We start from the raw sequence: 14,338 nt of genomic DNA, 5'->3' as shown, positions 1-14,338 counted from the left end.
AATTGTTCATCCAAGACAGGACCCTCCTTTTGTCAATCAGAAAGGTACCTCTTTTCTACAGGAGGTACCTTCATTTTTTTGTTCGTTTTTTATGCTTGGCGTATAAATGAAATCAGCTCATCAACAGATACTTCATGTGATTCACCTGATTTTCTAAACTTCACTTCAACAATGCCTTCTTCTGAACGTTTTCCGCAGCTAATGCGAATTGGCAGCCCAATTAAATCACTGTCTGCAAATTTCACTCCAGCCCGCTCCTGGCGGTCATCGAAAAGTACGTCAAAGCCCTCATCTTCTAAGCGCTCGTATAACGTTTCAGCGAGCTCTTTTTGAGCATCGTTTTTCATATTTAATGCAAGGAGGTGAAGGTCATATGGCGCAACAGCTTCTGGCCAAATGATTCCTTTCTCATCGTGATGCTGTTCAACAACTGCTGAAAGAGTTCTAGAAATACCGATACCATAGCAGCCCATAATCATTGGCTGCGCTCGACCATTCTCATCAAGGTACGTCGCATCCATTGACTCAGAATAACGAGTGCCTAGTTTAAAGACTTGTCCTACTTCAATCCCCTTAGCAAACTGGATTGTGCCTTCTCCATCTGGAGACACGTCTCCTTCTTGAATCAAACGAAGATCTGTGAATTCTTTCACTGACACATCACGCGCAGGATTGACATTGACATAGTGATAATCCGCTTCGTTTGCACCTGCGACAGCATTTGTCATGCCTTTAACCGCAAGGTCAGCATAAATATCAACTTCTGCTTCCAGCTTCACTGGACCAACAAATCCAGGCTCTGTTCCAATGACTTCTAGTACTTCTTCGCGAGTAGCAAGCTCTACAAGCTGTGCTCCTACCAAGTTTTTCACTTTCACATCATTTACTTCATGGTCGCCTCTCGTCAGGATGAGAACATACGCATCATCTGCTTTAAACAAAACAGACTTGATACAAAGAGAAGGATCAACTTCTAAAAATTCAGCGATGTCTTGAATCGTTTTTGCTTGCGGTGTATGGACTTTTTCAAGTTCTTTGAAGTCAGCAGGATTTGCTTCTTCTCCTTGATATACAGCTTCAGCCATTTCGATGTTCGCAGCATAGGAAGATGTGTCAGAGTATGCGATTGTATCTTCTCCTACTTCTGACAGTGCCATAAACTCATGTGTATCTTTTCCTCCCATTGCACCAGAATCTGCAATAACTGGTCTAAAATTAAGACCTACTTTTGAGAATACATTGGAGTAAGCTGTAAACATCTTGTTGTATGTGTCATCAAGGCTTTCTGGTGAAGAATGGAATGAGTACGCATCCTTCATAATAAATTCACGTCCTCGCAGCAGCCCAAAACGCGGTCTCTGTTCGTCGCGGAATTTTGATTGAATTTGATAAAGAGTTAAAGGAAGCTTCTTATACGATTTTACTTCGCTGCGTACGAGTGATGTAATCACTTCTTCGTGCGTTGGGCCAAGTGCGAACTCACGGCCATGACGATCTTTCATACGCATCAATTCTGGACCGTATGTATACCATCTTCCTGACTCTTGCCACATTTCTGCCTGCTGCAGCACGGGCATTAACAGCTCAGCTGCTCCCGCCTTTTCCATCTCTTTGCGAACGATGGATTGAATATGCTGGATGACTTTATGAGCAAGCGGGAGATAATGATAGATTCCGCTTGTATTTTGTCTAATGAACCCAGCTCTTACTAAGAGCTGGTGACTTTTTGCCTCAGCATCTGCCGGCACTTCTCGAAGAGTTGGTATGAAAGTCAGGGATTGTCTCATGTCGTTACACCTCATTTATGAAATAGGACTTCTCACAAAAACTCTTGTTTCCCGTAATGAGAAACAAGAGACATTGGTTTTATAAAAATAATCGCTGGATATCATTCCACGTAACCACTAGCATTAACAGCATGAGGAATGCAACACCGATAAAGACAACAAGTGCTTCTTTCTCACGATTAATTGGTTTACCGCGAATGGCTTCAACAAACAAGAATAGTAAACGTCCTCCGTCTAGTGCAGGAATCGGCAATAAATTCACGATACCTAAGTTAATACTAAGGAACGCCGCAAACTGCATTAATGTTAACACACCTTGCTTGGCTACTTCTCCTGTCATGTCATAGATTCCAACAGGACCTGCTAACATATCTAATGAAAATTGTCCTGTGACAATCTTTTGCAAGTTCGTTAAAATCAAACCTGCTGTTGAAATCACAGTTGTTCCTGAGGATGAAATTACCTTCAGAAATCCATTTTCCGTTGGCGGATAAGAGCCAAAACGGCCAATGTTTTTTCCGTCTGCTTTCACAGCTTCTGGTACAACCTGTACAGTGCTTTCTTTGCCATCTCGGTCAATGACGACATTCATTTTTTTCTCAGGGTTCTTTTGAACGGTTTGAACAACGTCTGTCCAAGAATTCATTTTATCCCCGTTAATGGACACGATGTGGTCTCCCTGCATGAGTCCAGCTTCTGCTGCGCGGCCGTCTTTCGTCAGCTTGCCGAGTACAGGGTCATCAACGGTGACCCCTTGAATAAACCCTAAAGCAACTAAAATCACATACGCCAAGATAAAGTTCATAATCGGTCCAGCTGCGATCGCTTTAATACGCTGCCATACCGTTTTTGATCCAAATTGGCGATTGTACGGTGCGATTTGAATCTCTTCACCATCTGCAATATAAAAGCTTGTTTGACTCACATTGTAGCCAGTCAAAATATCTTCATTTCCAGCTTCATATCCTGAGATTCTCATGGCATGATCTAAATCAATCTGCTCCACTTCGATGACAAGAGCATCAGGATATTTTTCTTTATCATTTAAAATGATTTTTTCTACTTCATTTTGCTCATTGAATAAGAGCCCCACTGTATGACCTGGTTTAATTTCAATGACTTCAGGGTCCTCTCCTGCCATTTTAACAAATCCGCCAATAGGGAGAAGTCTAATGGTATAAACGGTTTCCTTTCGTTTAAAAGAGAAAATCTTCGGTCCAAAACCAATTGCGAACTCACGGCATAAAATCCCCGCTCGCTGCGCCATAATTAAATGGCCAAGCTCGTGGAAAAAAACGAGCGTTCCAAAAATAATAATAAACGCAATCACTGTATTCACGAACATACCACCTTATGTGAGGATTGATTGAACAAAGTCTCGTGTATCTTTGTCCACTTCATGGATATCTTGCAAACTAGGCGTTGAAATCACATGATGTCTGTTTAGTGCCTTTTCAATCAATTCTTCAATTTGCAGGAACGTTACTTTGCCTTTCAGAAATGCATCGACTGCCATTTCATTTGCTGCATTGAGCACAGCAGGCATTGTCCCTCCTATTTTACCTGATTCATAAGCAAAATGTAAGCAGCGATACCTGTCAAAATCCGCTTTTTGGAAATTCAATTGTCCAATCTCCCAAAGGTTCAATGATTTCGCTTCTGGTAATGGCGCTCTGTCAGGGTATGTGAGTGCATATTGAATGGGCACTCTCATGTCAGGTGTCCCTAACTGAGCCATGACGCTTTTGTCGTGAAATTCCACCATCGAATGGATAATGCTCTCTTTATGTAACAGCACATCAATTTGTTCATAAGGTATATCAAACAACCAATGTGCCTCAATCACCTCGAGCCCTTTATTCATCATCGTCGCTGAATCAATGGTGATTTTCGCCCCCATTGACCAGTTTGGGTGGTTCAGCGCTTCTTCAACCGTAACACCTTCAAGTTCAGTTCGTTTTTTATCTCGGAAACTACCACCTGAAGCTGTCACGATTAAGCGTTCAATGTTTTTAGCTTGTTCACCTTGCAGGCATTGAAAAATAGCGGAATGCTCACTATCGACAGGAAGTAAAGGTACATCATATCTTTTCGCGTACTCTTTAACTATATGACCAGCTGTCACAAGTGTTTCCTTATTTGCGAGTGCAATCGTCTTTTTTTGTTCAATGGCCTTTAATGTTGGAACAAGCCCGACACTTCCGACAAGGGCATTGACCACAACGTCCACTGCATCATAGGTCGCTGCTTCGATGTTGGCTTCATCACCAGCAGCCATCTTGACATCGTATTCAAATGAATGACCTTTTAGCGTGTGATAAGCCTCTTCACTTAAGCATCCGACAAATTCAGGCTGAAACTGTTCAATGATTGGTATGGCCTTGTCTACATTTCGGCCAAACGTCATGGCTTTTAGCTTAAATTTGTCTGGGTGCTGCCTAATCACATCTAATGTTTGTTCTCCAATTGATCCTGTTGCGCCTAATAGCGAAATATATCTCAAATTGCCACTCCTTCTCTCGTTCAATAAGTTTCTATGAGGTTAGCTGGCAAACGTTGCGAGCAATAAATATAAAAACGGCAGAACGAATAAAAAGCTGTCAAACCTGTCCAAAATCCCGCCATGTCCAGGGAGAATTGTCCCTGAATCCTTCACGTCGTAATGACGCTTTAAAGCAGATTCCACAAGGTCGCCAAGCTGCCCAAAGATACTGAGCAAAAGCGTAATAAACATAACAAGCAGATATGATGGCAAAAATCCTGTAACCGCCTGAAACACAAATGACAACACGACCGCTGTGACGATTCCGCCGATAAATCCTTCTACTGTTTTGTTTGGGCTGATCTCTGGCCAGAGCTTTCGTTTCCCCATCGATTTCCCAATAAAATAGGCACCTGAGTCAGTGGACCAAATAATCACTGCTGCGAAGAAGATCGCACTCATGCCATATAAGCCTCTAATTTGGATAAAATAATAGAAACTAACGCCAATATATAATGTCGCTAAGATCACAAAAGCAACCTCATCGAATGTGAAAGAGTTTTTGCTCAACACTGTATAAGTTAAAAGAATTAAGACTGCAAATAAAGCAATCTGCATTTTTGATGCGTCTGCGTTCGGGAAGAAGCTGTTCTCTCCGCCCATTAAAAGCCAAAGCAATATTAAGCTGACAATACCAGGAAAGCTGAAAATCGATATCTTTTTCATTCTTAGAAGCTCAAAGAGAGCGACACTTCCCATTAAGTAAATCAGCAGGGTAAATGGCATCTGTCCATATATAACTGCTAGTAAAAAGACTGCAGCTGCCAACACACCCGTCAAAATTCTTTGTTTCATCTGCACCACCCTCTAAATTCCACCGAACCTCCGGCCGCGGCGCTGGTATTCTCCGATAGCGCCTATAAGATGCTCATCAGAAAAGTCAGGCCAAAGCACATCCGTAAAGACAAACTCGCTGTACGCAATTTGCCAAAGCATAAAATTGCTTAATCTAATTTCTCCACTTGTGCGAATAAGCAAATCCGGATCTTGAAGAGATTCTGTCATTAAATAAGCTGAAAACATCTCTTCTGTGATGTCTTCTGCTTGAAGCTTACCTTCTTTGACTTTTTCAGAAATTTGTCTGCACGCGGAGACGATTTCTGTGCGCCCTCCATAGTTGAGCGCAAAATTCAAAACGAGTCCGTCATTATTCGCCGTACTCTTTACTGCGTTCTCTACCGCTCTTTTCGTATGCTGCGGGAGGCCGTCTGGATCACCTGTTAAGCGCACACGGACATTTTCCTCGATGAGCTCGGGCAGGTAGATGTTCAAAAATTCCTCAGGAAGTTTCATTAAAAAGTCTACTTCTAATTTTGGACGTTTCCAATTTTCCGTAGAGAAAGCATACAAAGTCAGCACTTTGACATTCAGCTCATTTGCAAGCTTTGTCATGCGCTTGACGACTTTCATTCCTTCATGATGTCCTGCTACCCGTGGAAGAGCACGTTTTTTTGCCCATCTTCCGTTCCCATCCATGATAATGGCGATATGTTCAGGAATTTCTCCATTTAATATGTCTTCTTTTGTCAGACTTTCTAAGTTGGAAGCTGCAGTTTGCTGATTCTTCCAATTTTTGAGTATATTGAGCATGAGATTCCTCCATCACCCAAAAAGGTTGCGTTTCCGCTAATAATATAGTCACCAACAGTATTAACAAAAAAACCCCCTGTAAACATGAAGAGGGTCTTTTCACTATTATCTATTGTACATAGTTTTTTCTTAAACTTCCATGATTTCTTTTTCTTTATCTTTCGTCACGTCATCAATTTTAGCGACATATTCATCTGTCAATTTTTGAACATCCTCTGTTGATGATCTTAATTCATCTTCAGTGATCTCACCATTTTTCTCTAGCTTTTTCAATTCATCGTTTGCATCACGACGAACATTACGAACAGCTACTTTTGCTTCTTCTGAATATTTTCTTACCACTTTCACAAGCTCTTTACGTCTTTCTTCTGTTAGTGCAGGAATCGCAATACGGATCACATTTCCGTCACTTGTTGGCGTGATGCCAAGATCAGACTTTTGGATCGATTTTTCGATATCACCAATAGCTGTTTTATCATAAGGTGTGATAATCAGCATACGTGCTTCTGGCACTGTGATTGACGCAATTTGGTTAAGTGGTGTTTGTGCACCGTAATAATCAACCGTTACTTTATCAAGCAATGAAGCATTTGCTCTGCCCGCACGAACAGTTGCAAGTTCACGTCCGTATGCTTGAACGGCTTTTTCCATTTTTTCTTTCGTTTGGTTCAATACTTCTTTTGACACGTTATTTCCCCCTCACAATCGTTCCAATTGATTCGCCATTTACGGCACGTTTAATATTTCCTTCTTCCATAATAGAGAATACGATTAATGGAATGTCATTGTCCATACATAATGAGGACGCAGTAGAATCCATTACTGCAAGCCCTTCTTTTAGCACATCAAGATATGAAAGCTTGTCATATTTTACTGCATCCGCATCTGTACGAGGATCAGCACTGTAGACACCGTCTACATTATTTTTCGCCATTAAAATGACATCTGCTTCAATTTCTGCTGCGCGAAGTGCTGCCGTTGTATCTGTAGAGAAATAAGGGTTACCAGTACCTGCAGCAAAAATCACGACACGTTTCTTCTCAAGATGACGGATCGCTTTTCTTCTTATGTATGGTTCTGCAACCTGTCTCATTTCGATAGAAGTTTGTACCCTAGACTGAATGCCAAGCGTTTCTAGGCTGTCCTGTAGCGCGAGTGAATTCATCACTGTTGCCAGCATGCCCATATAGTCTGCTGTTGCACGGTCCATTCCTAAGTCACTACCTGTCTTACCGCGCCAAAGGTTTCCTCCGCCTACAACAACTGCAACCTCTACATCTAGCTCTGCAATTTCTTTTACTTGCTTTGCAATTGAATGAATGACAGTTGGGTTAATTCCATTTCCAGCATCACCTGCTAGTGCTTCGCCACTTAGCTTCAGTACAATGCGATTATATTTCGGTTTGCTCATGATAACCTCCAAGTGTAAACTATACCGTCTCTTATTATGCGTAAGAAACTGCCTTTTGTAAATCAATATCCTCTAAAAAATAGGGAACACAGTGCTTGTGCTCCCTAAAAAAGCCCCAGAGAGCTTTTCAAACATTATTTTTTCACTTGGCTCATTACTTCTTCAGCAAAGTTGTCTTGACGCTTCTCGATGCCTTCGCCCACTTCATAGCGAACATAAGTTTGAATGCTTGCGTTTTTCGCAGCTACTACTTGTTTCACTTTTTCATCTGGGTTTTTAACGAAAGCTTGGTCAAGTAAGCAAATTTCTTCGAAGAATTTGTTTAGACGGCCTTCTACCATTTTAGCTACGATGTTTTCAGGCTTTCCTTCTTGAAGCGCTTGCTGCGTTAATACTTCGCGCTCACGGTTTGCTTCTTCTTCTGACACTTGGTCACGAGAAATGTATTTAGGGTTTACAGCAGCAACGTGCATTGCGATGTCTCTTGCAAGCTCTTCGTCAGTTGTTCCGTTAAGAACAGCTAACACACCGATGCGTCCGCCCATGTGTAAGTAAGAACCGAATGCTGCGTTATCTTCTTTCGTGATAACAGAGAAACGACGTAGAGTGATTTTCTCTCCGATTTTCGCAATTGCAGATGTGATATGCTCTTCAACTGTTGAACCGTTTTCCATTTTAGAAGCATGAGCTTCTTCAATTGTTGCAGGTTTAGCAGCAAGCAAATGATCAGCAAGTTCGTTAAGAAGTGATTGGAATCCTTCGTTTTTCGCAACGAAATCAGTCTCAGAGTTCACTTCTAGGATCACGCCTGTGTTGCCGTCAGTTTTAATAATAGTTAATCCTTCTGCAGCAATACGGTCTGCTTTTTTCGCAGCTTTTGCAATTCCTTTTTCTCTTAGAAGATCGATTGCTTTGTCGATGTCACCATCAGTTTCTGTCAACGCTTTTTTACAGTCCATCATACCTGCACCAGTTTTTTGACGCAGTTCTTTAACTAATTGAGCAGTAATAGCCATTTTACATTTCCTCCTTCTATGTTAAAACACGGATTACTAGGTGAAAAAAAGGTGATAAAAGGCATTTCCCTCTTATCACCTTTTGAATAGGTTACGCAGTTGTTGTTTCAGTTTCTGTCGTTTCTTCTACAACAGCTTCTTCTTCGCCTTGTTTAGACTCAAGAATCGCATCTGCCATTTTAGCAGTTAGAAGTTTTACAGCACGGATTGCATCATCGTTTGCAGGGATCACAACATCAATTTCGTCTGGATCACAGTTTGTGTCAACGATACCGATGATTGGGATATTCAATTTACGAGCTTCTGCAACTGCAATACGCTCTTTACGAGGGTCGATAATGAAAAGTGCATCCGGAAGACCTTTCATGTCTTTGATTCCGCCTAGGAATTTTTCAAGACGTTCTAATTCTTTTTTCAGTTGAACGACTTCTTTCTTAGGAAGAACATCGAATGTACCGTTTTCTTGCATTTTTTCAATATCTTTTAAACGTTTGATACGTTTTTGGATTGTTTCAAAGTTTGTTAAAGTTCCACCAAGCCAGCGTTGGTTCACATAGAACATACCAGAACGGATTGCTTCTTCTTTCACTGAATCTTGTGCTTGCTTTTTCGTACCAACGAAAAGGATTTTTCCTCCGTCAGCAGCAAGGTTTTTCGTGAAGTTGTAAGCTTCCTCTACTTTTTTCACCGTTTTTTGAAGATCGATGATGTAGATACCGTTACGCTCTGTAAAGATGTAACGCTTCATTTTTGGGTTCCAACGGCGTGTTTGGTGACCGAAGTGTACACCAGCTTCTAGCAATTGTTTCATAGAAATAACTGACATGTTGTTGCCTCCTAATATAATGGTTTTTTTTCCTCCGCTTAAGTCATGTTCACATAAAACTGCGCCACGGCAGCACCTTCATACGAATCATTAAGCGTGTGTATTTAACACCAAGAAATAATATAACACATGATGGACTGACAATCAAGAATCCTTTACAGCTTTCCGCTAAATTTTAATAAAAGCTCGATTTCTGTCTTGCCAGTTTTCAGTTCTTTCGCTATTTCTTCTAGCGAATGCCCTTTGTCATATAAGGTCTTCACTTGATCCTCGAATGTTTCTTCTATTTCACTTTCAGAAGGCACAGAAGCTTCTGATTCAAAATGTGGAACGGGTTCGTTTACCTTCTCTTCCTGCACTTCTACCTCGCTAAGGAGAGCCGACAAGTGCTCTGGTACTGGATCTTCACTTTCTACCGATTGCTGGGATTCAATTGGTGTTTGTGGCTGCTTTGGTGTCTGAAAATCCGATTTCAGCTCTTCAGCAGAAAATTCAGGGGAAGCGGCTGCCACTTTTGATAGTTTGTCATTCTCTTCTTTGACTTCCATCAAAAATGCAGCCAGGGTATTTTCCGTTTCTTCTAGAAGTTCTCGCTGCTTTTGTTCAGTTGCCTTCAGCGAATTCATTCTCGTATATAAAATGATCACAAAATAAATAAGTGCAGCATGAAGCATGAAGCTAATCAGCCATAACATATTTTTTCACTCACTAACTCTTTAAGATTGAATGGCTTTATCAAGCAGATGCTTAAGCTTGAACAATGCCTTTGAATGAATTTGCGAAATGCGTGAGGTCGATAAATTAAGCACGTGACCGATTTCCGTTAACGTCAGTTCCTCTTTATAGAATAGACTGATCACGAGCTTTTCTTTTTCCGAAAGCTCGGTCATTTTTTCAGCGAGCTGTTCTATTAATTCATCTTTCAGCATCTTTTCTTCAGGTGTCACAGTTTTCTCGTCGCGAATCATGACTTGGACGTTTTCACCGTCTTCTTGATCATGCAGCTTCTCGTCGATTGAAAGCAGATTTGCAAAGAAACCTTCATTCATTGTTGTGACAACATCCTGTTCACTCATGCCAAGTTCCTCTGCCACTTCTGTCGGCGTCACATTTCGTAAATAACGTTGTTCAAGCTTTTCAATAGCCGCTTCTACTTTTTTTGTTTTTTCTCTTGATGTACGAGGCAGCCAGTCCTCTTTACGAAGACCGTCGATGATGGCCCCGCGGATTCTGAAGGATGCATATGTATCAAACTTCAGATCTCTTCCGGGGTCGAATTTTTCAAGGGCATCATATAAACCGAGCATCCCTAGACTGATCAAGTCTTCTTTATGCACTGACTTCGGGAGACCGATGGAAATTCTTCCAACATGATATGTGACGAGCGGCATATAGCGGCGCATAAGATCATCTCCAGCAGCTGGGTCTTTCCACTCTTTCCATCTAGCCCATAGCGCCTGATCTTCGTAATTTAAGGATTGCATCTTTCTCCCCCTATACTTCCTTAGTTATATCTTCATAATGCCTTGCTTCACAGTGCGGATCTCAAGCTCTGTCGTAAGCGGATCAAATTCAATCGTACGGCCATTGTTCCCGCCCGTATCCTCACTAATGATCGGGATGCGATAAAGAGACAGATGTTCTTTAACAGCTGATACGTTTCTAGGTCCAATTCTCATTAGATCATTGGTTGACTTAAACTTAAACATTTCTGCCCCACCAGCAAGTTTTGCCTTTAGCGCATGTTTGCGCGCTCCTTCTTTAAGGAGCAGATCAATTGTATGCTTGACACCTGTATCTGCATATTTAGCCAAGTTCTCCACTGCCCCTTTTGCAAGGGATGAGTCTGGAAGCATGACATGGACAAGACCTGCCAGTTTTTTTTCTTGATCAAACAGAACAAGCCCTACACAAGAACCAAGTCCGGATGTCCGAATGCGGTCCGGTGTTTTCACAAGCTGAACATCCGCTATACCAACCTTTACAACTGCCGGAATCTGAACGTTCATTACAGGTTACCTAATGCTTTGAATAGTTTTTCAAACGATTCAAAGTCTGGTAATAGAAACATATTTCCTTTCAGCTCTTGCTTATTTTGATCATCAAAAATCGATGTATCAATCACAATTGCCTGATCACCTAGAGGGCTGAATTGCATTAACCCTTCGCTAATGACAGCCCCGAACATATCGAGCGTAACATCTGGAACACTTGGGTGAAGCTGCAATTTTGTTAAATCGGCAAGGGCTGATAAATAAGAGCCTGCTAAAATATTTCCCAGCTCATGTAGTGCTGACGTCCCCATCACATGCTCGTGAATAGTATCAATATCAAATGACGGATCTCGTACAAGCTCTCTTACGAATTGCTCGGCTTGCTCAAAGGGCATAATGAAAAAGATTGAGCCGGATAAATCTCCTTCCATTCGCAGGAAAATGCTTGCAACTGGGAGGTCTGCACCGCCAAAGAAATCCATTAATTCTTCAAACGAGAGAACCTTGACAAACGGAACAGCCATATCTATTTTGCGATCCAATAGGCTGGCAAGAGCAGACGCGGCGTGGCCTGCTCCAATATTCCCAACCTCTCTTAATACATCCAGCTGTTCATCTTTTATTTCATTGAAAATGCTCATTTCACATCCTCCTTAATGAACAGGTGCATCTTGAACGCTCTTGTCGAGGACAGCACCAGGATGAATGATATTAAATAGACGCTGATCATGCTTAATGATACCTGTCACCCATGATTGTCCTTCTTTTTCAGCTGATTCAGGAGAAGATTCTACTTCTTCTTGATGAACTGTAATGACGTCATTTGCTTCATCAACAATCCAGCCGACTTCAATGTCGCCCACTTGTACAATAATCATTCTTGTTTCATCTGTAATTTCGTTGTCACTTGATCCAAGTCTCACTCTAAGATCGATGACAGGCGTCACGACACCGCGCAGATTAATAACACCGCATATATAAGGGGCAACGCCAGGGACTCTTGTCGGCTGCTGCCATTTTTCAATGGACTTTACTTCTGATACTGAAATGGCGTATTCTTTTTTGTTTACGATAAACACAATCATCTTTTCGCCAGTTTTGATATCTGTACTCATTTCAGACCGCTCCTCTATTGTTTTTTACTTGATCAGTGCATTACAGTCAACGATGAGTGCAACTTGACCGTCGCCTAGGATTGTTGCGCCTGAAATCGCAAACACGTTTGGCAGGTAATCTCCTAGTGATTTCAATACAACCTCTTGCTGACCAATAAATGAATCGACCACAAATGCTGTCAGCTTATCTCCTTTACGAACAACGATGATGTGCAGTTCTTCCTCTAATTCATTCGCATTTGGTACGTGGAATTGTTTCTTCAAGTACACGACCGGTACGATAAATCCTCGGAAATCAATCACTTCACGATCATGCGTTTGAAGGATGTCGCTTTTCTTAATGACAGCCGTTTCAATAATAGAAGAAATCGGAATCGCAAATGTTTCCTCTTCCAGTTTCACAAGAAGTACAGAAATAATCGATAATGTAAGCGGAAGCTGGATCGAGAATAGTGAGCCCTGTCCTTCTGTTGAGTTGATGCTCACAGATCCGCCCAGTGATTCCAGCTTGTTTTTCACAACGTCAAGGCCTACACCGCGGCCAGAGATGTCAGAAATCGTATCAGCTGTAGAGAATCCTGCTGCAAAGATCAATGAATCAATTTGATGATCTTCAAGTGTCTCTGCTTCTCTTTCTGTAATAACCCCGCGCTCTAATGCTTTTTCAAGCACTTTCTTTCGGTTAATTCCGCCGCCATCATCTTCTACTTCAATGAAGACGTGGTTTCCGCTATGATATGCCTTTAATAGAACGGTACCTTTTTCTGGCTTGCCTTTTTTCACACGTTCTTCTGGCGATTCAATTCCGTGATCTAGACTGTTTCTAAGTAAGTGTAAGAGCGGATCTCCAATCTCGTCGATAACTGTTCGGTCAAGCTCTGTCTCAGCACCTTCAATGATTAATTCAATTTTCTTATTCAGCTCTTTTGTCAATTGGCGGATCATACGAGGGAATCGGTTAAACACCGTTTCAACAGGAACCATTCTCATGTTCAGGATGATCGATTGCAGATCTCCAGAAATACGTGTCATTCTTTCAACTGTGTCTGTGAGTTCATTATTTTCTAATTCTTTGGCAATCTGTTCTAAACGGCCTCTGTCAATCACCAGTTCTTCAAATAGATTCATGAGAGAATCGAGACGGTCAATGTTGACACGAATCGTTTTTGTTCCGCCGGCAGCTGCGCCGTTATTGCCATTTGCTTTTGGCGTATCGTTTGCTGGTGCTTTCGCAGCAGGCACAGATACTTCTTCTTTTTCCTGTTCAGGTTTTGCTTCTTGTTTTTCAGCTGGAGCCGCTTCTTCAAATGCAGAAACTTCTGAGATCTCAACTTGTTCAACTTCTGAGATCGTCATCACGATTTTTTTCACTTCATCCATCGGTTGTTTAGATAAATAAGAAATACTGAATTCAGATTCGAAATCTTCTGATTCTAAAAGTTCTGCATTTGGAACTGTTTTAACGACTTCGCCTGCTTCGTTCAGTCTTTCAAAGATCATATAAACACGAACGGCTTTTAATAAGCATGCGTCGCTTAATGTTACATTGAGTTCATAACATTTAAAGCCTTGTTCTCTCGCTTCATCAAGCACTGTTCGTTCAAATTCGTTATAGTCTAAATCGTTAGCAGCAGCCGCTGATACATCAGCTGTTTCAACACTAGGAGCTGCTTCAACATGGCTTCCTGTCACATCTAACTTTTTACTAATCTCTGTGACATCGCGTTTCCCATCGCCGCCTTCTGCAATTGATTGAACCATTGCTTCAAGGTGATCAAGTGCTTCAAACATTGTGTCCATTGACTCAGGTGTGACAATCATTTGTTCATTTCGAATGGCATCAAACATGTTTTCTAAGTGATGTGTTAGCTGAGCCATATCAGCGTAGCCCATCGTTGCACTCATGCCTTTCAATGTGTGAGCCGCTCTGAATATATCATTCACTAGCTGCAAGTCGGTTGGGTTCTTTTCTAAATCAAGAAGTTTTTCATTACAAGTTTGTAAGTGTTCTCTGCTTTCATCTAAAAAGATATCTAAGTATTGGTTTACATCCAACG

Annotated in this window: 15 protein-coding genes; all 15 read right to left on the bottom strand. The window is 41.5% G+C overall.

What is annotated here, in order from left to right:
* Positions 1 to 89 precede the first annotated feature (89 nt).
* The 15 genes from SB660_RS02230 to SB660_RS02160 all read right to left on the bottom strand — a co-directional run bounded on the left by SB660_RS02230 (position 90) and on the right by SB660_RS02160 (position 14,336).
* Positions 90 to 1,787, bottom strand: coding sequence for a proline--tRNA ligase (locus tag SB660_RS02230; protein ID WP_058013975.1), 1,698 nt, complete (start codon positions 1,785 to 1,787; stop codon positions 90 to 92).
* Between the two features lie 79 nt (positions 1,788 to 1,866).
* On the bottom strand, positions 1,867 to 3,132 hold the full coding sequence (rseP, locus tag SB660_RS02225) for an RIP metalloprotease RseP (protein ID WP_106055909.1): 1,266 nt from the start codon (positions 3,130 to 3,132) through the stop codon (positions 1,867 to 1,869).
* Positions 3,133 to 3,138: 6 nt separating this feature from the next.
* The gene (dxr, locus tag SB660_RS02220) at positions 3,139 to 4,290 is read right to left on the bottom strand and encodes a 1-deoxy-D-xylulose-5-phosphate reductoisomerase (protein ID WP_410581132.1); all 1,152 of its coding nucleotides are present in this window, start codon (positions 4,288 to 4,290) and stop codon (positions 3,139 to 3,141) included.
* A gap of 39 nt (positions 4,291 to 4,329) precedes the next feature.
* On the bottom strand, positions 4,330 to 5,124 hold the full coding sequence (locus tag SB660_RS02215; protein WP_058013977.1) for a phosphatidate cytidylyltransferase: 795 nt from the start codon (positions 5,122 to 5,124) through the stop codon (positions 4,330 to 4,332).
* A gap of 12 nt (positions 5,125 to 5,136) precedes the next feature.
* Positions 5,137 to 5,919, bottom strand: a complete 783-nt coding sequence (gene uppS, locus SB660_RS02210; RefSeq protein WP_034662319.1) for an undecaprenyl pyrophosphate synthase — start codon at positions 5,917 to 5,919, stop codon at positions 5,137 to 5,139.
* A 129-nt stretch (positions 5,920 to 6,048) separates the two neighbouring features.
* Positions 6,049 to 6,606 carry a ribosome recycling factor gene (gene frr, locus SB660_RS02205; protein ID WP_003212469.1) on the bottom strand — a complete coding sequence of 186 codons (558 nt, stop codon included), beginning with the start codon at positions 6,604 to 6,606 and terminating at the stop codon, positions 6,049 to 6,051.
* Position 6,607: 1 nt separating this feature from the next.
* Positions 6,608 to 7,330, bottom strand: a complete 723-nt coding sequence (gene pyrH / locus SB660_RS02200) for a UMP kinase (RefSeq protein ID WP_003210919.1) — start codon at positions 7,328 to 7,330, stop codon at positions 6,608 to 6,610.
* Between the two features lie 134 nt (positions 7,331 to 7,464).
* On the bottom strand, positions 7,465 to 8,346 hold the full coding sequence (tsf, locus tag SB660_RS02195; RefSeq protein WP_169056523.1) for a translation elongation factor Ts: 882 nt from the start codon (positions 8,344 to 8,346) through the stop codon (positions 7,465 to 7,467).
* 91 nt (positions 8,347 to 8,437) lie between these two features.
* The gene (gene rpsB, locus SB660_RS02190) at positions 8,438 to 9,172 is read right to left on the bottom strand and encodes a 30S ribosomal protein S2 (RefSeq protein ID WP_003212093.1); all 735 of its coding nucleotides are present in this window, start codon (positions 9,170 to 9,172) and stop codon (positions 8,438 to 8,440) included.
* Positions 9,173 to 9,327: 155 nt separating this feature from the next.
* Positions 9,328 to 9,867: a Swarming motility protein SwrB gene (locus tag SB660_RS02185; protein WP_410581128.1), complete on the bottom strand. Its 540-nt coding sequence runs from the start codon at positions 9,865 to 9,867 to the stop codon at positions 9,328 to 9,330.
* 21 nt (positions 9,868 to 9,888) lie between these two features.
* The gene (locus SB660_RS02180) at positions 9,889 to 10,656 is read right to left on the bottom strand and encodes a FliA/WhiG family RNA polymerase sigma factor (protein WP_012009976.1); all 768 of its coding nucleotides are present in this window, start codon (positions 10,654 to 10,656) and stop codon (positions 9,889 to 9,891) included.
* Between the two features lie 24 nt (positions 10,657 to 10,680).
* Positions 10,681 to 11,181 (bottom strand): chemotaxis protein CheD, encoded by a 501-nt coding sequence (locus tag SB660_RS02175; protein ID WP_003212153.1) that lies wholly within the window; start codon positions 11,179 to 11,181, stop codon positions 10,681 to 10,683.
* Positions 11,181 to 11,807, bottom strand: a complete 627-nt coding sequence (locus tag SB660_RS02170; RefSeq protein ID WP_169056520.1) for a chemotaxis protein CheC — start codon at positions 11,805 to 11,807, stop codon at positions 11,181 to 11,183. The genes SB660_RS02175 and SB660_RS02170 overlap by 1 nt, the downstream gene beginning before the upstream one ends.
* Positions 11,808 to 11,819: 12 nt before the next feature.
* Positions 11,820 to 12,281: a chemotaxis protein CheW gene (locus SB660_RS02165; protein ID WP_003211606.1), complete on the bottom strand. Its 462-nt coding sequence runs from the start codon at positions 12,279 to 12,281 to the stop codon at positions 11,820 to 11,822.
* 24 nt (positions 12,282 to 12,305) lie between these two features.
* The gene (locus SB660_RS02160) at positions 12,306 to 14,336 is read right to left on the bottom strand and encodes a chemotaxis protein CheA (RefSeq protein ID WP_180309009.1); all 2,031 of its coding nucleotides are present in this window, start codon (positions 14,334 to 14,336) and stop codon (positions 12,306 to 12,308) included.
* Positions 14,337 to 14,338: the final 2 nt, after the last annotated feature.

Origin of the sequence: Bacillus sp. SIMBA_005 (assembly GCF_046535585.1) — a bacterium.
Lineage (GTDB): Bacteria > Bacillota > Bacilli > Bacillales > Bacillaceae > Bacillus > Bacillus pumilus.
This window is presented reverse-complemented; position numbering and strand designations above follow the sequence as displayed.

Coding starts and splice junctions, on each gene's coding strand:
- SB660_RS02230 (WP_058013975.1), bottom strand. CDS start 1,787: ATGAGACAATCCCTGACTTTCATACCAACTCTTCGAGAAGTGCCGGCA.
- rseP (WP_106055909.1), bottom strand. CDS start 3,132: ATGTTCGTGAATACAGTGATTGCGTTTATTATTATTTTTGGAACGCTC.
- SB660_RS02215 (WP_058013977.1), bottom strand. CDS start 5,124: ATGAAACAAAGAATTTTGACGGGTGTGTTGGCAGCTGCAGTCTTTTTA.
- uppS (WP_034662319.1), bottom strand. CDS start 5,919: ATGCTCAATATACTCAAAAATTGGAAGAATCAGCAAACTGCAGCTTCC.
- pyrH (WP_003210919.1), bottom strand. CDS start 7,330: ATGAGCAAACCGAAATATAATCGCATTGTACTGAAGCTAAGTGGCGAA.
- tsf (WP_169056523.1), bottom strand. CDS start 8,346: ATGGCTATTACTGCTCAATTAGTTAAAGAACTGCGTCAAAAAACTGGT.
- rpsB (WP_003212093.1), bottom strand. CDS start 9,172: ATGTCAGTTATTTCTATGAAACAATTGCTAGAAGCTGGTGTACACTTC.
- SB660_RS02185 (WP_410581128.1), bottom strand. CDS start 9,867: ATGTTATGGCTGATTAGCTTCATGCTTCATGCTGCACTTATTTATTTT.
- SB660_RS02180 (WP_012009976.1), bottom strand. CDS start 10,656: ATGCAATCCTTAAATTACGAAGATCAGGCGCTATGGGCTAGATGGAAA.
- SB660_RS02175 (WP_003212153.1), bottom strand. CDS start 11,181: ATGAACGTTCAGATTCCGGCAGTTGTAAAGGTTGGTATAGCGGATGTT.
- SB660_RS02170 (WP_169056520.1), bottom strand. CDS start 11,807: ATGAGCATTTTCAATGAAATAAAAGATGAACAGCTGGATGTATTAAGA.
- SB660_RS02165 (WP_003211606.1), bottom strand. CDS start 12,281: ATGAGTACAGATATCAAAACTGGCGAAAAGATGATTGTGTTTATCGTA.